Source organism: Nostoc sp. FACHB-133 (genome assembly GCF_014698055.1).
In the GTDB taxonomy this organism is placed as follows: domain Bacteria; phylum Cyanobacteriota; class Cyanobacteriia; order Cyanobacteriales; family Nostocaceae; genus Nostoc.
This window is the reverse complement of record NZ_JACJSH010000086.1, coordinates 1-21,556: the sequence shown is the minus strand read 5'-3', so window position 1 is coordinate 21,556 and position 21,556 is coordinate 1. Positions and strand designations below refer to the sequence as shown.

21 protein-coding genes are annotated in these 21,556 nt (G+C 40.1%); 7 read left to right on the top strand and 14 right to left on the bottom strand.

Annotated elements, in window-relative coordinates; all coding sequences use genetic code 11:
* Positions 1 to 70: 70 nt before the first annotated feature.
* From H6G86_RS34600 to H6G86_RS34555, 10 genes are all read right to left on the bottom strand, one after another.
* A complete protein-coding gene (locus tag H6G86_RS34600; RefSeq protein ID WP_190938147.1) occupies positions 71 to 928 on the bottom strand; it encodes an NB-ARC domain-containing protein in 858 nt (285 codons plus the stop codon).
* Positions 929 to 1,075: 147 nt separating this feature from the next.
* Positions 1,076 to 2,647, bottom strand: a complete 1,572-nt coding sequence (locus tag H6G86_RS34595) for a hypothetical protein (protein WP_190938146.1) — start codon at positions 2,645 to 2,647, stop codon at positions 1,076 to 1,078.
* Between the two features lie 335 nt (positions 2,648 to 2,982).
* Positions 2,983 to 3,366 carry a DUF1634 domain-containing protein gene (locus H6G86_RS34590; protein WP_190938145.1) on the bottom strand — a complete coding sequence of 128 codons (384 nt, stop codon included), beginning with the start codon at positions 3,364 to 3,366 and terminating at the stop codon, positions 2,983 to 2,985.
* 1 nt (position 3,367) lies between these two features.
* Positions 3,368 to 4,204 carry a sulfite exporter TauE/SafE family protein gene (locus H6G86_RS34585; RefSeq protein WP_190938144.1) on the bottom strand — a complete coding sequence of 279 codons (837 nt, stop codon included), beginning with the start codon at positions 4,202 to 4,204 and terminating at the stop codon, positions 3,368 to 3,370.
* Between the two features lie 160 nt (positions 4,205 to 4,364).
* Positions 4,365 to 4,742 (bottom strand): sulfite exporter TauE/SafE family protein, encoded by a 378-nt coding sequence (locus tag H6G86_RS34580; RefSeq protein WP_190938143.1) that lies wholly within the window; start codon positions 4,740 to 4,742, stop codon positions 4,365 to 4,367.
* Between the two features lie 30 nt (positions 4,743 to 4,772).
* A complete protein-coding gene (locus tag H6G86_RS34575; RefSeq protein WP_190938142.1) occupies positions 4,773 to 5,771 on the bottom strand; it encodes an RpoD/SigA family RNA polymerase sigma factor in 999 nt (332 codons plus the stop codon).
* A 186-nt stretch (positions 5,772 to 5,957) separates the two neighbouring features.
* Positions 5,958 to 6,557: a signal peptidase I gene (gene lepB, locus H6G86_RS34570; RefSeq protein ID WP_190938141.1), complete on the bottom strand. Its 600-nt coding sequence runs from the start codon at positions 6,555 to 6,557 to the stop codon at positions 5,958 to 5,960.
* A gap of 154 nt (positions 6,558 to 6,711) precedes the next feature.
* On the bottom strand, positions 6,712 to 7,197 hold the full coding sequence (locus tag H6G86_RS34565) for a DUF3172 domain-containing protein (protein ID WP_190938140.1): 486 nt from the start codon (positions 7,195 to 7,197) through the stop codon (positions 6,712 to 6,714).
* A gap of 65 nt (positions 7,198 to 7,262) precedes the next feature.
* Positions 7,263 to 8,021: a DUF5673 domain-containing protein gene (locus H6G86_RS34560; protein WP_190938139.1), complete on the bottom strand. Its 759-nt coding sequence runs from the start codon at positions 8,019 to 8,021 to the stop codon at positions 7,263 to 7,265.
* Between the two features lie 54 nt (positions 8,022 to 8,075).
* Positions 8,076 to 9,359 (bottom strand): HhoA/HhoB/HtrA family serine endopeptidase, encoded by a 1,284-nt coding sequence (locus H6G86_RS34555; protein ID WP_190938138.1) that lies wholly within the window; start codon positions 9,357 to 9,359, stop codon positions 8,076 to 8,078.
* Positions 9,360 to 9,848: 489 nt separating this feature from the next.
* On the opposite strand from H6G86_RS34555, the gene H6G86_RS34550 reads away from it, so the two are divergent.
* From H6G86_RS34550 to H6G86_RS34540, 3 genes are all read left to right on the top strand, one after another.
* Positions 9,849 to 10,928, top strand: coding sequence for a hybrid sensor histidine kinase/response regulator (locus tag H6G86_RS34550; RefSeq protein ID WP_190938137.1), 1,080 nt, complete (start codon positions 9,849 to 9,851; stop codon positions 10,926 to 10,928).
* A gap of 142 nt (positions 10,929 to 11,070) precedes the next feature.
* Positions 11,071 to 11,553, top strand: a complete 483-nt coding sequence (locus H6G86_RS34545) for a hypothetical protein (RefSeq protein ID WP_190938136.1) — start codon at positions 11,071 to 11,073, stop codon at positions 11,551 to 11,553.
* Between the two features lie 123 nt (positions 11,554 to 11,676).
* Positions 11,677 to 12,141, top strand: coding sequence for a hypothetical protein (locus H6G86_RS34540; RefSeq protein WP_190938135.1), 465 nt, complete (start codon positions 11,677 to 11,679; stop codon positions 12,139 to 12,141).
* A 77-nt stretch (positions 12,142 to 12,218) separates the two neighbouring features.
* Here H6G86_RS34540 and H6G86_RS34535 read toward each other — a convergent pair whose 3' ends face one another.
* The 4 genes from H6G86_RS34535 to H6G86_RS34520 all read right to left on the bottom strand — a co-directional run bounded on the left by H6G86_RS34535 (position 12,219) and on the right by H6G86_RS34520 (position 18,525).
* Complete coding sequence (locus tag H6G86_RS34535) at positions 12,219 to 13,253, bottom strand: FUSC family protein (RefSeq protein ID WP_242065117.1); 1,035 nt, start codon at positions 13,251 to 13,253, stop codon at positions 12,219 to 12,221.
* Between the two features lie 167 nt (positions 13,254 to 13,420).
* Complete coding sequence (locus H6G86_RS34530) at positions 13,421 to 16,534, bottom strand: efflux RND transporter permease subunit (protein WP_190938133.1); 3,114 nt, start codon at positions 16,532 to 16,534, stop codon at positions 13,421 to 13,423.
* A 74-nt stretch (positions 16,535 to 16,608) separates the two neighbouring features.
* Positions 16,609 to 17,181 carry an acylphosphatase gene (locus tag H6G86_RS34525; protein WP_199338539.1) on the bottom strand — a complete coding sequence of 191 codons (573 nt, stop codon included), beginning with the start codon at positions 17,179 to 17,181 and terminating at the stop codon, positions 16,609 to 16,611.
* A gap of 21 nt (positions 17,182 to 17,202) precedes the next feature.
* Complete coding sequence (locus tag H6G86_RS34520) at positions 17,203 to 18,525, bottom strand: efflux RND transporter periplasmic adaptor subunit (RefSeq protein WP_190938132.1); 1,323 nt, start codon at positions 18,523 to 18,525, stop codon at positions 17,203 to 17,205.
* Between the two features lie 347 nt (positions 18,526 to 18,872).
* Here H6G86_RS34520 and H6G86_RS34515 point away from each other — a divergent pair, with 347 nt between their 5' ends.
* The 4 genes from H6G86_RS34515 (at position 18,873) to H6G86_RS34500 (ending at position 21,472) form a co-directional block, all read left to right on the top strand.
* The gene (locus H6G86_RS34515) at positions 18,873 to 19,148 is read left to right on the top strand and encodes a peptidoglycan-binding domain-containing protein (RefSeq protein WP_190938131.1); all 276 of its coding nucleotides are present in this window, start codon (positions 18,873 to 18,875) and stop codon (positions 19,146 to 19,148) included.
* 591 nt (positions 19,149 to 19,739) lie between these two features.
* Positions 19,740 to 20,186: a hypothetical protein gene (locus tag H6G86_RS34510; RefSeq protein WP_190938130.1), complete on the top strand. Its 447-nt coding sequence runs from the start codon at positions 19,740 to 19,742 to the stop codon at positions 20,184 to 20,186.
* Positions 20,187 to 20,289: 103 nt separating this feature from the next.
* Complete coding sequence (locus H6G86_RS34505; RefSeq protein ID WP_190938129.1) at positions 20,290 to 20,787, top strand: quercetin 2,3-dioxygenase; 498 nt, start codon at positions 20,290 to 20,292, stop codon at positions 20,785 to 20,787.
* A 355-nt stretch (positions 20,788 to 21,142) separates the two neighbouring features.
* On the top strand, positions 21,143 to 21,472 hold the full coding sequence (locus H6G86_RS34500) for a hypothetical protein (protein ID WP_190938128.1): 330 nt from the start codon (positions 21,143 to 21,145) through the stop codon (positions 21,470 to 21,472).
* Positions 21,473 to 21,556 lie beyond the last annotated feature (84 nt).

Here is a 21,556-nt window from a genome sequence, read left to right as displayed (position 1 = left end):
GGCTACCAGCACATATTTAGTAAATAAAGTTACTTCTTACTTAGATTTTATTTTTGCGATCGCTTGTTTTTTACTGGATCTGACAAAACCGCATTGCTCCCATCAGCACACAGCTGCGATGGGAAACTTCACCTACACGTCGCAGCAGTTCGCCATAGCCCTCATATTCTCCTTGAAACTTACCTGCATAAGTGTCATCTTGCATCAAAGTTTCGAGATTATCCAGCACCAACAAACAGCGATGCTGACGTAGATATTCCATCAATTTGGAAAGCTTACCTGCTGTTGTGCTTGGTAAATCACTAACCTGCTGTGAAGATAGAAATTTGAGTAAATCGTCTAGCAAGTCTGTTAAAGGAGGAGCATTCCGTAGACTCCGCCACACCAAAAACTCAAACTGGTCTTGAATTTGCTCTGCTAACTTTGTTACCAAAGTTGTCTTACCAATTCCACCACCGCCTAAAAGTGCAACCAATCGACACTTATCATTAAGCACCCATTCCTGTAACGTCGCAACTTCTGCCAAACGTCCGCAAAACAATGTTACATCAACAGCTTCGCCCCAATCCCTTTGATTGTGGCTAGTGAATTCTTCCTTGCTCCTTTGCTCCTCTGCTCCCCTACTCCCCCGCTCCCCCGCTCCTATTTCTAAAACTCGCCGTGCGCCTGTATAATCTTCTAGTTCTAGCTGTAAATCTACAGCTTTAAAGACCAAAGCGATGGAATCTTTGTCAACGCCCTGACATCGTAGAATCTTCCGAATTGTTGCTGGGTGTAAACCTTGACCTTCAACTAATTGCGATCGTCGCACAAATTCCTGAACAGCATAGCGTTCAATGTCTAGCTGAAGCATCCGATTTTGCAGTTTTGCCTGTCCTGTGGGACTAAGCACTACACCTCTACTTCGCTGTCCTACGGGCAAATTCATTGCTCATATTTGGTCAATTCAAAAGCAATATACCATTTTTACTCTTCCAGTGGAGATGCACATTTTTGCTACCCTACCTAAAGCAATAATTGATATTTCTCTTGATCCAGATTGTCAAGTGGTCGCTTTGCCCAAGTTTATCCGGTTTTAAATATCTTGCTTGAAGCGGCGATCAACTATTTTTCTAATTTTTTCTCTTATCTCTTTTACTTCTGGTCTTTGCTGATTAGCAAATGCGCTCTTTGCACCAAATATTGTTCTTCTTTCTGAAGTCTCGTTGATATTTCCCTGACTCCTTAATCTCATATTTGAATCTAACGCCTGCAAATCAGCTTCAATAACTTCTACTTGTAGATTTTGTAATGCACTATGCATTTCTTCATATATATTTACCACTTTTTCTTCAGACAAATTCCCCAAGAAGCTAGATTGTTCTTTAATTTGAGCGCTTACTTTTTTAAATACTTTCTCTATTACCGCTTTAAAGATTGATTCAGAATCCCCTTGTTCTCCAAATATCTCTGGAGTATCGTTTGTAAATGCAACTCCAAGTTTATGATGCGTATACAGGTTGATTTTATCTGCATCGTTCGGATTATATGGTCTTTCCAGGATATCCATCGTTTTTATCCCTGCTTTATTAGCTGCATTTAGCACTTTTTCTACTTCCTCTTGATCGTTGATCATGCTCACAAACATTTTTGTCATCCCTTCTCGGAAGGCTGGGCTTTTATCATAAATTTCATCGAAGGGCATTTTCTGGTTGTTATTGATATGCATAATAATAATATTCTTAAGTTCAGTATCAGAAATCACAGAAAATGAACATGAACTCACACCAAATGTAATTACTTCGCTCAAGTTCACTACTCCCCCTTCCGCAGATACTGGAAATTCTATCTCCATATCATTGCTTTCCTCTTTATATTTTCCTTGCCACCTGCCTTGGATATCGGTTTTATCAGGTGAATATATACTTCCTCCAACACTGAGTTTTTTCAAAAAGTAACTATTACCAACTTGTATAATATGTGCAGCACTTCCCCACCCTAGTTTTAAGGATTTTTGACCATTTTTGTTTTCTTGAATTACGTTTTTGTAGGAAGGATCGGTTGGGCCTTGATTCTCATAAATGGACTCTCCGGTTCCCATGTGTCCCACGGAACTTTTTCCAGCTTCTTGCATTCCTTCCTTGCTGTAGTATCTAAGATCCATGTTTTCCAATTCACTGTCAGTTGCACTATCTCCAGATACTGACTGTCTTTGGGTGGCAGGATCTTGCTCGTGTTGCTCCAGTGGTTGTGGCGATCGCTGCACCATCGGCTTCATCTGTAATTCGTCTTCCTCTTCAGGTAAGGACTCTCGCTGTATCCTGCGCCCCGGTTTGATTTGTAACTCATCATCTTCAGGCAACGATTCTCGCTGAAGTTTCTCGCTCTGTGGCTGATGAATCCGTTGCACTACCTGAGACGCTGTTTCGTCCGCTTCTTGCTCATACTTATCACCAGGCTCTCCAATTGTCAGTTTTGCCTGAATTGGTGTTCTTATATCTGGTCTTCTGAGCGGTATATTGGTAATATTATGACCAAATCGAGTTGCATGTTCCAGTCGAGAATTCAATAATCCATCTATCTTGGCTTGCAAGACAGTTAAGCGTTCCTGTCCCTCTTGTGTAATCCTGCCAGACTTTGCCTGTAGCTTTAGTTTGGTTGCTTCCATTTGTTGTTCAGCTACCGCATTGTCCTCGATTTCTTGAGTTGACTTGTGTCCCTGTGTCACATTTGCTGAAGGAATACTAGAAAGCTTAGGTACTAAGGTTGAGGGACTTTCTAAGGTTTTAGGATTCGAGGGAGTAGATAAGTGGATTTTGGGGAATTTCATTTTACACTTCTTAGTTACTAGAAATTTTTAAATTTCATCTGAACTAACTTTTGAATTTACACCCTACACAGGCAGAATAATCGGCTTATAAAAAAATTTTTAGTTTACTGGTAAATTGATTTTACTATTGTGTCGAGTGTTTGTGTATATAACACCAGATGTACGCCCTTACATTAATTACCGCTAAGGCTGATGAGCAAGCCTGCCAACACAATTAGCGTCACAATAGTATAAGTAGTATCTCGCTGTCGCATAAAAGCTAATAGGGAAAAGGTAACTCTAGCAACAGGTGTAATTATTAATAATAGTAATCCCAGTTGAATTATGCCACGACGACGACCTGAAAAAGCTGCTGTTGCCACTCCTTCAGGGCTACGAAAATAAGGCGGTTCACCGTGAAAAATCTGATAATTAGAAGCCTCACCGCCATGACGAATTAAATAAAATACTCCACCAATAAAAACTATAATGGTAGCGAGAATTACCCCATATCTTAAAAGGTTGCCGACTACAATTTCAAATTGTCTTTCGCTGAAGTTTCGTTTATTACCTAGCATTTCAAATACTCCCAGTCAAACCGTTGTAAATCATTTGAATTCCCAAGAGCAAAATTACTAGACTAAAAATAGTTCTTAAAATTCCTACTTTGACTCTAATTAACACCTTTGCGCCTAACAATGCTCCTAATAGTACACCCAACATTACAGGCATTGCTAAACCGGGATCGATGTAACCTCGTTTTAAATAAACTCCTGCACTAGCGGCGGCTGTCACCCCAATCATAAAATTGCTGGTGGTGGTAGAAACCTTAAAGGGAATCCGCATAAATTGATCCATTGCTAATACTTTGAGTGCGCCGGAACCAATACCCAATAAACCAGAAAGGATACCGGCAACAAACATGAGACTAAAACCCGTTCTTACAGCATGGACGTTATAAGATTGTTCGCCTTCGGAAGTTGGGTAAGTACTATTTAAGCGCAAACGAGTTGCCAGAGGATTGGGAAGTTTATTATCTTGATGTTCTGAGTGGGGTAAACGTGAAAGGTAGGCACTGTAAAGTAAAATAACGCCGAACACCACAGCTAGTATTCTAGTAGGAGTGTAGGCGGCGATGATTGCACCTGCGATCGCACCAAATGTCGTAGCCACTTCCAAAAACATCCCCAAGCGGAGATTTGTATAACCTTCTTTGACATAAGCAGAAGCTGCGCCGGAAGAAGTTGCAATTACAGAGACTAAAGAAGCACCAATGGCGTAACGAATATCAACGTGAAAAACCAAAGTTAACAGTGGTACTAATACCACTCCACCCCCTAAACCTGTCAGCGCTCCCAAAAATCCGGCAGTGGTAGAACCAAGCCAAACCAATAAGGTAAATTCTAGAATATTCAAGCGATACCACCTTCGCTATTCAGGACAAATTACACTTCTGATTCATTTGTTGCAAAGATTGATGGAAATGGTATTAATTATCTAGAAGCGTGATGACAACGCTCGTATAATACACGAAATAAGTTACCTAATTCTTTTCATTCAGAAAAACTTATATTTATCACAGTGATTCTGGATGAGATATAAATAGAATTCTGAAAGCACTTACAAGCAGTAAAAAAGCAAAACCTTTGTTTAAAATATCATTAGGTAAACTTATCCCAATTTTTGCACCAAGCCATCCACCTAAAATAAATCCTAAACACAAGATGGTAGCTACTTTGATATCTACGTCACCCTGTTTATAGTACGTCCAGGCTGCTAATAAATCCACTGGCAGGACAAGCAATGCTAGTGTAGTTCCTTGTGCTAAATGTTGAGAAAAACCTAAGAAAAACATCAAAGCTGGCAAAATGATGATACCGCCGCCGATACCTGTCATTCCGCTAATTATGCCTGCCACCAATCCTAAAATAAGACAAAGCAAAACGTTAGTCATAGCAATTAGCCTGTTAATTAAATGTTGAAATTATCTAGCGAAATAAATACTGACTAATTCCTTATTTTGTCTAAGGATTTTGAGAGCCTGTTGCTCTATTTGTCGCACCCTTTCTCGACTCACACCCATACCTCTACCAATTTCTGCTAAAGTAAGTTCGTTTCCATCTTTTAAACCAAAGCGCATAGTTAAAACTTCTCGCTGTTGGGGAGATAATTTTGATAACAACTTTTGTAAGTCGTTTTGTAGAGATTCTTCAGCAACGTAGTTTTCTGGAGAAAGCCCGGTATCTTCAAGAATATCTTGCAATTCTGTATCTTGGTGTGAACCAATTCGGGTTTCTAGAGACATGGGTTTACGACTAAGGTGCAAACATTCTCTAACTTCATCAGGTGTTATAGATAAAGCTGTAGCGATTTCATTAGTATTAGGAGTACGACCTAATTGTTGTGATAATTCTCGCTGTATACGCTTAATTTTATTCAGTTTTTCAAATACGTGAATAGGTAATCTGATAGTGCGACTTTGTTGTGCGATCGCCCGCGTAATTCCTTGCCTAATCCACCAATAAGCGTAGGTAGAAAATTTGTATCCACGATTCGGATCAAATTTCTCAATCCCTCGCTCTAAAGCTAAATTACCCTCTTGAATTAAATCTAAAAACTCCATGTTTCGTTGCTGATATTTCTTCGCTATTGAAACCACCAACCGCAAATTAGCCGCAATCATTTTTTGCTTGGCTTGTTGTCCTTGATTTAATTGTTGTTGCAGCACCCCAGCATCTACATTCAGATATTCACCCAATTCTTGTAGTGTTGGCTCATGCTTTAATTGCATAGCTAATTCTTTTTTAGCAGCTAATAAATTCATCATCTGCTGCACTTGTTGAGCAAAAATAACTTCTTGTTTATGGGTTAACAAAGTTACTCGCCCTATTTCTTGCAAATAATTACGCACCCCATCATTTAGCTTCTGAGATTTTGTCTGATTATTTTCAAATTCAATTGGAAGAGATATTAAGTTATTCATGGTCATTCAATCCTCTGTAATTTATTTCTAAAGTATGAGTAGAATTTTCGTAATTGATTCAAGGTGTAGTAACTAAAGATTAAGCTTTGAAGGCAACAAGCTCAAAATTAAGCCCCCACATAACATCAATACAATTACAAAAACAAATTCAATTAGCAAAACTATTGTGAGCATAATATTATTCTCTTAATTTCTTGTAGAATTTGAAACGTAAACAGGTCTAGAAAATTCCCCCATACTGTTGAAGGGGAAAAAGCGGAAAAATGCCTTACCTATGATGTTACTACGGGGAACAAAGCCCCAATAATGGCTATCATAGCTATCATTACGATTGTCTCCTAGAACCAAATAAGAGTTAGCTGGGACAGTTACCGGGCCAAATTTATAGTCTGGTTTAGCTTCGATGTAGTTTTCTTTTAAAGGTGAGCCATTGATATAAACTTGTCCATTTTTAACCTCTACTTTTTCTCCAGGTAATCCAATAACCCGTTTAATAAAAGCATCATGGTAATTTTCTGATTGGAGTGTCTTGGTAGGATTAAATACTACTATATCTCCTCGATTGGGAGAGCTAAAATCATAGCTAATCTTATCTACAATCAAGCGGTCATTAGGCTGAATAGTTGGCTCCATCGAGCCAGAAGGAACATAACGGGCCTCAGCCACAAAAGTACGAATTCCTAAAGCCAAAATCAGGCTTAAAACAACGGTTTTTATTCCTTCAATCCAAACATTTTCTGAACTAGGTAAGGACGAGCCTATTTGTTTCTCATGAACGGTAGACATAATTTACCAATCTATAAACTGATAATTGAGTAATCCAAAGAATTTGCAATTAAACTAGTACAAACACCCCGCGTCTAAATTTTTTTGTACATTAATTATGAATTGCGTAAAGCCTGCGGCATAGCTTTGCTTAGAGCGTAGTAATAGCACGTCATTAGGGATGATTCTGAGAGGCAAATAGATTACCAGCAGCATCATTTTGATAAACGCAGGAAACTTGTGGCGAATTTTCTAACTTTCCAGTGTAAGCAAAGGTATTTAAGCTATTTTTACAATTGCTTGCTTGTTGCGATGTCACAAGATTTTTTTGTTGTAAAATTGCCCAATCGCTAGTACGCAAAACGCATCCAGGTTGCATACGCGGTTGTGTAACATAAACTTTAAAGGGATTGAGAGTGAGAAAAACGCGAGTATCTGTGACGATCGCACTTGCGCCATATTGTACGCAGACATTTGCATCAGGTGCAACACTATCGATATAAACACTGCTGTTGATATTCTCTGGATTAGAATTAGCAAGACTAGTTAAACTCACACCAATGACAATTCCTAATAGTACAGCAGCGCTGATAATTGCCACTATCATTGTATTTAAACGGAAAGGCTTAGGTTTATTAGGTAATTGAGTGTTATGTAGCATAAATTAAGCCTGAATAAGTTTATTAAACAATGATTTGATAGATAAATAAGTAACCTCAGTGAGAATTAGTTTTGCACAAAAGAAGATGAAGACGATATTTTTCTGGTCTTAATTAGATGCTGTGTTAGGATTTGGTTAACAGTATCCTTATAGTTTAAAGGAATCAGCAAACGCCAATAGGATCTCATGAGTGGGAAGCGAGGTTGAAAGCCAATTATAAGTACGTTATTTATCTCTTTTTCCCAACTGTAGGATGTAATATTTTCCCATTTCATAAGTGAAAACATATAGCAAATGCCGTTTTCTGTGAACTCTAATTTACTTAAAACACGGGAAATCAAGATAATTACTGAAGACCAGAGAATGAGTACTCCAGCTAAGTGACTCAGAGCAAGGCTATCATAACTGAAGTCTTTAGTCAGAACTTCATAAATAAATGAAGCAGAGTACAAAGATGCAAAAATCACACTAATTAAAGTCATCCCAATTAAACGTTTATTCCTTAACAACCGCCCAATATTTAGTAGCAAATAACCTGCTTGCTTTTTACGCCAGTGCCAAGTTAAGAGATATATCAGGTAGCTTGCCAAATAAACTGCGTAAATAATCAGCAAAGTTAACGAGCCATACTTTCCTAATCGAGAAATTATCAATACAACCGCAAGGCTAATTAAAATCCACGGGAGAGTGTAAAGTAATTCTCTGCTAGCTTTTTGATTACCCACAGCACGGGTGGTTATTGTATATCTAATCCCGATCCAAATAGCTAACAGGATTACTGGGAAAATCACCGAAGTGATATGAGTGTTTCCAAAAATATTCATGGTTTTATTGTATTTTTGAGTAATGGGTGAACACCTGAATGAAATAAGTCGATTTTATTTTGTATTGGCAGGTAATGCTCTCGGCTCAAGGCTCAGATTAAGAATTTGTCTATTTCGCATAATTTGCAGTTGTAAACTTTTGCCAGCAGAAGTATTTTCTACAGCCTGTTGCAGTTCTTGAGCATTATTAATTGGTTGATTATTTGCTTTTACAATCACATCACCTGCACGGATTCCGCCTGTATTAGCTGGTGATTTTGGCGCAACTTTGACTATTAGTACACCTTGAGATTCTTCAACAGTAATGGGAGAGTTGGGATCGCTGTTAATTTGCTCTTTAACCTCTGGTGTCAATGTCAGCATTTGGATACCTAGATAAGGATGATTAACTTTCCCTGTGCTGATTAATTGTGTAGCGATTTTCTTGGCGGTGTTAATGGGAATTGCAAAGCCCAAACCTTCACTATTCTGAATAATTGCTGTGTTAATCCCAACTACTTCGCCAGAAGCATTCAGCAGTGGGCCGCCAGAGTTACCAGGATTAATTGGCGCATCAGTTTGGATGTAATCAACACGTTCATTAGGCATTCCTACCTGAGAACTAGAGCGACCTATGGCGCTAATAATGCCGTGGGTTACTGTATTATCTAAACCAAGGGGATTACCGATCGCGATCGCCCATGCTCCTGGTTGCAATTTGTCAGAATTACCTAACCTCACTGTGGGCAAATTATTAGCCTCAATTTTCACCACAGCAATATCTGTCACCGGATCAGCACCCATAACCTTGCCCTTGAAGGTACGTCCATCTTTGAGGGTGACACTCACGGTATCAGCACCATTGACTACATGGGCATTTGTGAGAACTTCTCCATTAGAATCAATGATGAAACCAGAACCAATACCCCGTTCAATTTCTTGAGATGGCACTTTTGGCAAGTCGTAGCCAAAAAATTGCTGAATTAGAGGATCGTTAAAAATAGCAGCGTTGGGATTTTTGATTGTACGTGTAGAATCAATTCGCACCACTGCCGAGCCAACTTGATGAACTACGGCGGTGATAAAGTTAGGATTACTATCTGTGGCTAAATTTCCAGATGCTTGATTTGCTGTTTCTGCAAGGGAAGGTTGCAATGCTTGAGGCAAAGGCTGAGTATATGGTAATAAATGCAGACTTGCAACTGTGATACCTGCACCTGCCAATATTAATCCCAAATAGGTTAAAGGCTTTTTCCAAGTATTTTGCCGTGGTTGCTCAAGCTGCGGTAATGATAAATTGGAATCTAAATCAGTTAGTGGATGGGAATTATCGCCAAAATCGTGTTTTACTGTCTTCATAACCCAAAACTCCTTTGTGAATCGATGTTTTCCTTTCTCTTGGTTACAAGTTTCGGTTTTTAACAAAGGGTTTTGGGTGAAGATGGATAAGTTAGCGAGAACTTAACGGCAGTTTTTATTTATTTAAAACATATCTGTCGTGGGTGTCAACTTAACGCGAAATCGGCGGTTATAAACCGCGTCTACACAGACGAAACCCGCCTACGCGGGTTAAAAACATTAATTTTCTCTTAGTCCGCGAAGGCGGACTTTGTTTGTGTAGCCGCGAATTCTATTCGCCAAGGCTTAAGTTGGCACTTGATAATCTTAAAGGTTTCGTTGTATTTTCATTTCCCGATCGCTCTGCCATGTAGAAAGATTACAGTGGTCATTCTTATCTAGCGATGCCTGCGGTGGGCTACGCCTACGCAAAGCTTTTTCTCTGTATTATTCATGACCACATTCTTGGATATAAGTTCATTTTATTAAAGTGTGTAACTGATAACTGTTATGGAACGCAAACAGTCTGTGTGGGTAGTGGATGATGAACCGAATGGATTTGAAGTGATTGAATTGCTACTGCGTCGGGAAGGACATCACTTAACTTACTTCAACAGTGGCAAAGAAATTTTGAGTCGCTTGGAATCGAGTTTACCTGATGTCATCCTGTTAGATGTGATGATGCCAGAAATCGATGGCATTGAAACTTGCAGACGCATCAAGGCAAATTCCAACTGGAAACCAATTCCCATTATTATTGTGACAGCACTTGATTCTAAAGAAGACTTAGCGCGATCGCTCTCTGCTGGTGCTGATGATTTTCTGACCAAACCTGTAAATGGGGTAGAATTGCGATCGCGTGTTCGTTCTATGTTGCGAATTAAGCAACAATACGACGCACTCCAAGCCAGCGTTAATCTGCGACGGGATTTATCTAAGCTTGTAGTAAAAGATGTACGACAGCCAATGTCTACTGTTTTACTGGGGAGTCACTTACTACTGCAAAGTAACCTGGAAGCCAAAGATCGAGAACGCGCCGAAATGGTATACGCAGCCGGACTGGAAATCGATTCTATTATTAAAGGTTTGCTGCGGTTAGCCAAGATGGAATCTGGCAAACTCGTGTTAAATCTGGTGGAGATAGACCTTAACGAACTAGCAGAAGTAGTAGTAGAAAATTTTCAGGCGATCGCAAATTCTAAACAAATCCAATTTATCAGCAAATTACCAGAACAAGGACGTTGGCTGTCCATTGATGCTGAATTGTTCCATCGCTTGCTTGATAATCTCATTACTGATGCAATCCAATCATCTCCCCAAAATAGCAGAATTACACTGGAAATTAATTATCCAGAGACTTCTGAATCTGTGAAAAAAGCAACAATTCGCGTCACTGATGAAGGTGTAGGAATAAATAGAGATTTGCAGCAATCAATTTTCACTCAATATGAATCAGGAAGTTTGATTAGTGGCACTTCACAAATTGGTTTGAGTTTGGCATTTTGCAAAATGGTTGCTGAGGCTCACGGTGGCACAATTACGATTGAGGATAATCAGCCACAGGGTACAGTTGTTACCGTGGAAATTTGACGGCGTATGGTAGCACATCTGTGTGCGCCTACAACATATCTTTTCGATAACTTATCTATCTTGACCCCGAATTGACTTTTTTAAATCGACACTAGAAATGAAAGTCAACTCGCCGAGCTATTCAATAGCTCTATTCAAAATTATGATGACTCGTAAAATAAGTGCAATTGGCCTTTTAACTGGATTACTCACAGTTTCTTTAGGAAATGGCATTGCTTTAGCAGATATTCCAGGTAATCATCCCTTCTACCTCCATGCACGCAGCGACTTGCGGAAAGCTGAATTAATGCTGGAAACTCCTGATGAATATAATGTGACTCAAGAAGCAAGAATAGCTGCTCAAAAGGTTCATCAGGCTATTGAAGATATTGATGTTGCAGGAATTTTAGATGCTAAAAATATCAATGATTATCCCCAAATAGATACTTGGTTAAACCACCGCGATAAATTCCAGAAGATTTATACTCTGTTGCAGCGTGCAGATCAAGATTTATCTAGAGAAGAAGATAACAATTTTGTTATTGGTTGGCGTAATAGAGCCGAAGCTAATATTAATCGAGCCAAACATTATACAGCGATCGCAGCTGGTAGAGATGCGATTGATGATTTGAATTATGGCAATTAATTCAGTTGTTTTCTTCACTTGCAACTCTCTATAAGCTAAAAGGCTTGAATGTAAATTCACAAGATATATACGTGAATTTACATTCAACGACCAAAAAATATATAAAATATTCAGAGGTTAGCTATGATTCACCACATTTCTATTGCAGTAAAAGACCCGCTTCGTGTTGCTAATGCTTTAGCAGAAATTTGCAATGGCACTGTCTATTCATTTAGCCCTATTTTAGGAGGATACATTGTGATGGATTTTGATGGGCATGGTACAGCGATTGAAATCTATCCATTTGGGACTCAATTGGTTCCTACTGCCGGACATCGAGATGTTGTTCAAAACGCAGTCTCTCTTAGACTTTCGCCCTTTCATGCTGCAATTTCTGTTCCTGTTGATCAAGAACGCATTGAGCAAATTGCTAGGCGAGAAGGATGGTTTGCACAACTGTGCGATCGCGGCCCTTTCAAAGTAGTTGAGTTCTGGGTTGAGAATCAATTACTACTCGAATTACTACCACCTGCACTTGTTGCTGAATATCTAGAATTTACTCGACCACAAAACACTGAGAAATTTTTTGGTGCGCCAGTTACAGCCTAATTAGGAGATGAAAAAAGAGTCATCTCTCACTAGCGAGATGGCTCTTTTTTCATTGAGAATAGCCGCTATGAACTTCATTAAGAGTTACTTGGGTTAAGCAACGCTGCCATTCTTTGTAATTTTCTACCCACTTCTTCTTGTGTGTAAAAGAAAGTGAAAAACCGCAATAATTCATCCATTGAATAATTTGCTTGTTGAATTTCTGGCAATTGGTTTAGTTCTTGGGTTGCATTAGAGATAGCAATTTCTATCTCTGGTAAAGATAGACGAGATTGTGGGGATTTAACGGCTGTTGCCAAACTCAGCATTGCCTTTTGAGTTTCCTGTGCTAGTTGTGTGATTTGCGGTGAAAGCATCTGCCAGAAATTATCCTGTTGTCTGGCAAGTACAGTATGTTCCATAGCGAGGATGTGTTCCCAAATCCTGTGAATAAGAAACTCCCAAGCTTCATTTACTCTTACGTCTATTGGTTCATTTGTTTGTCCTTGTCTGACTTCCTTCCATAACTCTCGTTCTGTTAGTAAAGAATTAATAATATTCAGTTTCAATCCATCAACACTTGCACGATCATAATTGCCTGTCAAAGCACAGTTTACAACCAAACGATAAAATTCTTCTAAATGTACCAGCGTTTGAGAAAGGTAACGCCGCAATTCTGTACCTGCACGAGCAGGAAAAATCAAATTGTTTACCACCAAGGCTACAGCAATACCTAAAAAGGTTTCTAAATATCTGTGCCAAGCATAAATCCAGGGAGATTGGCTATGGCTTAAAATGACGATCGCAGCAATATAACCTGCTAATTTCGCGGCTTCATTGAATTTAAAGTAAGAAGCGAAAAATACTGTGAGAAAAACACACAACACTAATGATAATGAATTGCTACCTAAAGCGATCGCAAAAATCGCTCCAGTTACCGCACCGATAGTTGTACCAATTAATCGTTGAATACCCAGCTTAAAGGTACTACCGTAGGTAGATGACATAACAATAATTGCTGCTATGACTGCATAAAATGGATATTCCCAACGCAACCCTTGAGCAATAATTAGAGAGATAGCTGATGCGATCGCCATTTTGAATGCCATTTTACCTAGTAGTAGCGTTGACATTCCTTTGGACGTAGTAACCCAAGTTGTTAGTTTGGAGATAATGTTCTTTTTGACTGGGCTAGCTTCAGACGGGAGTCTATTAAATGACTTTGCCATAAATATCTCAGTTAAACTAGCTTATACCAAGTTAACAATACTCCAAACTGCCAAAGCTCAAACCCACTTATTTACAATGTTTGTAAATGTTTCTCATGGCTGCTGTTTTCCAACCTTCTTCGCAGCGATTCCATGTAGGTGTAAAACACTGGAGTAATATATAGTGTCAGCAGTTGAGAAAATAGCAAACCTCCCACTACTGCCATCCCCAAAGGTCGGCGTGACTCTGCACCAGCGCCTAAACCAAGAGCAATGGGCAATGTTCCCATCAAAGCTGCCATTGTGGTCATCATAATTGGGCGGAAGCGGACTAAACAAGCTTCATAAATGGCATCACGGGGTGACTTATCTGTATGGCGTTGGGTTTCCATTGCAAAGTCAATCATCATAATGCCGTTTTTCTTGACAATGCCCACAAGCAAGATGATGCCAATAAAGGCGTAAACGTTGAGATCAATATGGAACAACATCAACGTCAGCAGTGCGCCGAACCCAGCAGAAGGCAAACTTGATAAAATTGTTAGCGGGTGGATGTAATCTTCATAAAGAATGCCTAGCACAATGTAAATTACCAAAATTGCCACTAGCAATAATAAGCCCAATCCAGCAATTGAAGATTGAAAAGCTTGGGCTGAACCCTGAAAACTGGTGCTAATGGTTGCAGGTAGGGTATCATGGGCAACTTGTTGGATTTTATCTGTCACTTCTCCTAGAGATACGCCCAGTTTGAGGTTAAAGGAAATGGTTGTGGCTGGGAGTTGTCCCTGGTGATTGACAGTTAACGAGCCTACACCTTTTGTTAAGGTGGCCACTGCATTTAAGGGGACAAGCTGACCATTAGGAGAATGAATCGAAAGCAAATTCAAGGCTTCCGGGTCTTGTTGATACTGTGGTAACAACCCTAATATGACTTCATATTCATTGTCTGGGGCGTAAATAGTGGAAACTTGTAACGTACCATAGGCATCACCCAAGGCTGTTTCAATTTGTTCGGCAGTTAAACCAAGGGCATTGGCGCGATCGCGGTTAATTTGCACATTCACTTGGGGGTTATCAATTTGTAAATCACTATTAACATCCTGTAACCCGGCAATTTTGCTGAGTTTATCTTGCAGAATTGGCGTATATTTATACAGGTCTTGTAAATTGGTGCTTTCTAAGGTGAACTGATATTCGGCGTTTGTCTGCTTACCGCCAATGTTAATGGTTGGTGGATTAATTAAGAACGTTTTAATCCCCGGTTCCCCTAACACTTTTGGTTGCAATTCCTGAATCACCTCATCAGCGTTGAGATGTCGTTGGGAAGTTGGTTTGAGGCGGATAACAATAATCCCAGTGTTATTACCTGCTGTGCCTGTAACTGATGTTCCCACAATCGAGTTGAGGACATCTACATTTGGGTCATTGCGAATAATTTTAGCTACTACTTCCTGGTGCTTAATCATGTCGCCAAAGGATATATCTTGAGCAGCTTGGGTTTGAGCAAGAATTAATCCGTTATCATCACTAGGAAGAAAGCCCTTCGGAGCGATCGCAAATAAATACATTGTCGCTAAGAAAATTACACCAGATACAATCATTGTTGTCCGGTGATATTTTAAGGACTTTCGCAAACTCCAAGCGTAGAAACGTAGGGAAAAGTTTTGCTTTTTATCATCAACTTCTTTCTCTTCCCCTGCTTGGTGATGTTCTGATTGCAAAAATCTGCTGCATAACATCGGTGTTAAGCTAAGAGAAAGTAAACCAGAAACTAAAATGGCGGCGGCAATAGTGACAGCAAATTCATGAAATAATCTCCCCAAAATCCCCGGCATGAATAACATGGGGATAAAGACTGCCACTAGGGATAAAGTCATGGAAATAATCGTTCCACCAATTTCTTTGGAACCGTTGATGGCTGCTTGCAGACGACTTTCGCCCATTTCTATATGACGGACAACATTTTCTAACACTACTACCGCGTCATCTACCACGAAACCCACACTCAAGGTTAACGCCATCAAAGAAAGTGTATCGAGGGAAAACCCCAAAAGTAACATAACTGCAAAGGTAGCCACCAAAGATAAAGGTACAGTCACACTGGGGATTAAAGTAGCACGGAGATTTCGCAAAAATAGAAAGATGACTAAGACTACTAAGCAAATGGTGAGTAATAATGTGAATTTGACATCATTAACTGAGTCGCGGATGTTTTGAGAGCGATCGTAGAATATATCCATATTCACCGCAGTGGGAATCTGCGATCGCAAACTGGGAAGTAATGCCTTAACAGCATCTACAATATTAATGGTGTTGGTTCCCGGCTGACGTTGAATTGCCAAAATAATCGAACGTTTAGGAATCTGTCCCTGATTGGCAAAAAACCAACTAGCAATTTTATCATTCTCCACGCTATCAACTACTTGACCTAAATCACCCAAACGCACAGGTGCGCCATTGCTATAAGCAACAGTCAAGCCGCGATAGTCGTTAGCATTGAGCAGTTGACCATTAGCTTGAACTGTATAATTTTTGTGATTACCGTAGAGATTCCCAGTAGGTAAATCGGAGTTATTTTGAGCGATAGCTTTGGCAACATCATCAATACCTAACCCTTTAGCTTTCAGCGATTGGGAATCAACTTCGATTCGCACTGCATATTTCTGGGAACCGTAAACTAAAACCTGCGCCACCCCATCCACCATTGACAGGCGTTCCGCTAATGTCTCCTCTGCATACTTATCTATGTCAGAAAGTGGAACTAAATCTGAACTGAGAGTAATGTAAAGAATGGGTTGCTGTGCAGGGTTCACCTTTTTATATGATGGCGGACTGGGCATATCACTAGGTAATTGCTTAGTTGCTTGGGCGATCGCTGCTTGTACATCCTGGGCTGCGCCATCAATATCTCGACTCAAATCAAATTGCAGTACGATTTGGCTACTTCCCTTAGAACTGGTGGAGTTCATAGAATCCAAGCCGGCGATCGTAGAAAATTGCTGTTCTAAAGGCGTTGCCACCGATGCTGCCATCGTTTCCGGGCTGGCTCCTGGTAAACTAGCAGACACGGCAATTGTCGGAAAATCCATGCTTGGCAAGTCGCTGACAGGTAACATAAAGTAACTCATCAGCCCAAAAATTAGAATCGCCAACATCACCAAGGTGGTCATAATTGGGCGGCGAATGAACAGAGATGTAATATTCATGGCTAGTGGGAATAATGTTTTTATTGAGGCATACCGCAGATGCGTAGAAATGTAAGCCCCTACAAAGGCGATCGCTATTTGTTAGCAGATTGGTTAATAGCAACAGATACACCAGGCGCAAGCGTCCCTACGATTGGGCGAATAGTATTTTGGTAAATTTTTTGTGCTGCCTTTGCAGAGATAACGCTATTGTCATCTCGTAACGTGAAAGTTAGGTCAGTGGGTATAAAATAATGACGACTAACAGAAGTCCAACCTCGGACAACGAAAGTATTTAGTTCAGGATTCACAGGTATTGATTTAGTCAAAACCTGATTAACAATTGCCGATGTATCACCTTTAGAAATTTCCGCTATGGCTTGATCAATTCGAGATTGTTGCCCTTGCCAAATAAACTCCACAGTTCCATCGCTGAGGTTTTGATCCCAACCAGCCAAGTTGTACTGAATCGCCAGCTTGAACAGAAAAGCCCGGAATCCTACCTTTTGTACTTTGCCGGTGACTGTTCCCTGAACCGCAACCATAGAATCTGTAACTGGTGGCTGATCAGCTAAAGTGACATTTTGGAAAGTGTAGAGGGCGATCGCTAAAATGATCGTTACCCAGCAAAATTGTTTGATAAAATGCTTGATAATATGGTAAATCATTGTTTTTTCACAATTTAATAATTACTGTTTAATTGCAACAGAGACACCAGGCGCGAGGTTGAATTGCCCATCAGTAACAACTTGTTCACCGGGTTGCAGTCCTTGATTAATCACCGTTTCGTTGCCTACAGTATCCCCAGTTTTCACTGGACGGGCTGCAACTGTTTTGTCAGGTTTAATAACAAACACATACTGTCCGTTTTGTCCAGTTTGTAATGCTTGGGAAGGGACAATGATCGCATTGGGTAACTGAGCCAGTTTCAGCACCACATCCACAAATTCCCCTGGTGATAGCTGTCTTTGAGTGTTGCTAAAGGTAGCTTTTAGCTGAATGGTTCCAGTTGTGGCATCCAAGGTATTATCTACAAAGCTGAGTTCTCCCTTGATTGGCTGTGCAGAATTATTTGGCATTAACGCGTCTACTTCTAGCTTCCCTGTAGCCATATATTTTTTAAGTGTCGGTAATTGCTGCTGGGGAATGGAGAAGGAAACGTAAGTGGGATGAGTTTGGTTAATTACGACTAATCCACTAGTATCATTAGCTTTGACCAAATTACCTTGATTAACTTGCAAATCACCTGTTTGCCCGTCAATGGGAGCGTAGATTGTCGTGTAAGCAAGTTGAGTTTTAGCACTTTTGACAGCCGCCTCAGCAGCTTTGAGATTCGCTTGAGCATTTTGCACATTTGCCTTCGCTGAACCTACTGAAGCGATCGCTTCTCGAATTGCACTTTGATCGGCAGCCACAGTTGCTTCGGCTGCATCTGCACTGGTGCGATATTGTTGAGCTTGTTCCTGGGTAACTGCTCCTTGTTGGAATAAATGAGTGTAGCGTTGTGCTTCAATATCAGCATTGTGTGCTTCGGCTGCATCTTTTACCCGTGTGGCTTTTGCTTGGGTTACTTGATCGCTGGCTTGTTGCTGATTAGTGATCGCTTGAGTTACTTGTGCTTGTGCTTGTACTTGTTTAGCGATCGCTTGATCTAAGTCTGCTTGAAAAGGCGTAGGATCAATTTTAAATAATAGCTGTCCTTTCTTAACTTGCTGCCCTTGTTGAAAGTAAACTCCCATCAATTGCCCATCAACTAGTGACTTAATTGATACGGTGGAGTACGCCTCAACAGTTCCCGTACTACGAATTTCTAGGGGTACAGTTGCTTCAGTGACATTAGTGGCAACTACAGGCACAGCTTTGTGATTATCTATTTTGGCTTGCGTGGGATGTTTACCTAAAACAGCCCAACTAGAAAAGCAAACAATTCCTAATATCAGTAGACCCAAACTACCTTTTTGTAATAGTGTGAATTTTGGAGGACTTTTTATGATTGCGTTTTTAGTAATCATTTATCTTACCCAACCTTTGTTTAACATCAGTTTGAGTTACTAGCCAAAGCTTAAGGGTGAAGAAAGATAAGTTATCAAAAAGTTTAAAGAAAAACTTACAGATTGGTGAAATATAGGAATTCTATTGGATTTTTGAAAAACTCAGTAGAACTCGAAAAGGCTGATTCCCCATTCTCTACTCCCAACCTACGCAAATAAGTTCAAAAATAAAATCAGATTTTTATCTTATCGGCTAACTTATCTTTCTTCACCCTCAAACATCTTTGCAAAGAGGAAACTCAATATTAGTGGTGCTGAGTTACTCAGTCACCCATAAACAACAATTCATTAAAAAGAGGAAAACACTCATGACTACTGTTACTAAAATTGCGATCGCTAATCTCAATGATGATCTAGCACAGCTTCAACAACCTACTAGTTCCAGTTTGGCAGTTGCAGTTTTGCAGCAACTTCTGATCTTAGAAGGTTATGGTACTTTACCAGATGGGACAACCTTACCTGTGACTGGCAATTTTCTAGATGAAACGACTACTGCTGTTAAAAACTTCCAACAAGCAATGGGGCTTTCACCGGATGGCATCGTTGGTGTAAATACCTGGGCTGCGTTAGTGCCAAATTACTAACTAATCCCTGATGTTGTAAGGGCGCATATCTGTCATTGGTGTCAACTTAACGTGAAAACCCTTGTAATGAGGTGATGTTCAGTTCTCTGGTTGACCATCACAGTCTGCGTTACCCCACCCTAACCCTCCCCTTAGAAAGGCTACGGTGTATACACAAGTCGAAAAAAGCTTGATTTTCCATTGTTTTTTCGTTTATCTCGTTTTATCTCGTTCCTATGCTCTGCATGGGAATGCCTGATTTAGAGGCTCTGCCTCCTGTCAGAAATTGAGTCAGAGACTCAATGAATGCGTTCCCAGTCTCCGACTGGGAACGAGGAAAGTCCTATCAAGCTAGGTTTTTAGGACTTGTGTATACACGGTAGTTTTAGAAAGGGGAGGGAACTGGATTTTCTTGTTTCCCCCCTTTACAAGGGGGGATTAAGGGGGGCAAAACGCCTGTGGAATAAGCGTTTGAGCTTAAGTTGACACCAATGCACAGATGTACTTCTATACTCCACATGAACCTTGTATTTGGTTAGGACTTACGCAAAACTGTACTGTTGTTTGCCTAAGTCCTGATGGTTCTCAAAAGATAAAAAAAGGTGAAAAAAGATGAAAAGCATTCTAAAAAATGTATTGCTAACAAGTCTATTAACTACAGGGACGTTAGGAACAACCTGGCTTACTTTACCAACAAAACCTGCTGCTGCGATCGTGCTTCCAGCACAGCGTATTCAGTTTGCTCCGGGGAGTGATGGAAAGTATTTGAGAGGCTATCTGCAACCAGATGCTTTAAATAGTTATGTGTTTAAAGCGATGGCCGGCCAAGAGGGATCGATCTCCGTGAGGTCGCTAACTGGCCAAATGCTTACTCTGTCAGTGTTTGGCGTGGATGGAACTCGTCTTACAAATAGTGGTCAAAATTGGATTGGTCAGTTACCCGCTTCTGAAGATTACTTTATTAGGGTCGTAAATGATACAGGAGTTCCAACTCCTTACACCTTAAATTTGACAGTTTTACCACTGCATAGAACTCACACACCTTTTGTCAATTTTTGAAAAGTGAAAAGAATATCTAGCGATCGCTTAGATATTAAAGCATTCTGCCAAAACAGATGCGATGTCGAATACACATAAAACAAGAATTATCAGGAGAATCAGAATGACTATTCAACAAAAAAGTTTGCTGCAACCACCCGGCGAAGGGACTTCTTACTGGTTTGCTCAGGATCTCTATACCTTCAAAGCAGTAGGCGAAGAGACAGGACAGGCTTATGCCCTCTGCGAAGTCATAATTGCACCACAAGGAGGTGGTACACCTCCTCACCGTCATTCGCGGGAAAATGAATCGTTTTACATCCAAGAGGGAGAATTGGAATTTTATCTAGATGGGGAAATAATAATAGCAACGCCTGGTACGTTTCTCCATTCACCTAAAGGACAACTACATCAATTTACTAATAAAAGCTCATTACCCGCAAAGATGCTGGTTTGGGTAACACCATCTGGTTTTGAGAAGTTTATTGCAGAAGTTGGTAAACCAGCAAATCAGGTTATTTCTGTACCACCTTTAAGTACTACAGACTTGGAAAAAATCCTCGCTACAGCTCCTAAATATGGCATTGAGATTCTTCCTCCATCTGCTGAACTTATTCCATAGTCAGATCATATCTCTAGATTTGATACCATTGGCAAAAATCTTTGCAACAAATGAATCGGCTGTACGCCCCTACAATATCAGGTATTTTGGGAAATAGTATGACTGGGTAAAGTCTGCTCGTTGAATTATTTTGAAAAAAGTAATTTTCATAAATTTGCTTTAGGGGTGTACTTATAATACACCCCTAATTTATTAAGAGCTTAGATATTAACTTCTCTTTAACTTAATTACTAACTTATCCTTCTTCACCCGCATACTTCTAGAAAAACTAGAAACTGTAATTATAGAAAGTTAACTATTTTGGTTGTACAAACCATAAAGTTATGCCACTTCTAAACAATAAAGAGAAAAGAAGATGAAAGGTTTAATGAAAAATCCCAAAGTAGCTTTACTAACTGGTATGCTTTCCCTTGGCATTGCTAGCGCGATGACCTTTTCATTTGCAAAATCTGCGGCTGCGGCTCCAGTTCCACAAGGCATGACAGGTGACTACATTGGTATTGGCATTGCTCCAGGTGTCACCAGTGGTGGGCACGGTGGGGATGCTGCCCAATTGGGCGGCGATATTCAAGGGCGTGTTGCTATTCCTCATACCCCTCTTTCAGTTCGCGGCTCATTCCTCTTTGACGATAAAACAACCGCAACCATACCAACGATTACTTACGATATAAGTAGGACAGGGTGAAAAAACCAAATTGTGTAAAGATAAGTAAATACACATAATGTATCTACCACGGTAACAGGTATATGGGCAGCCGTTTAAGGGTAT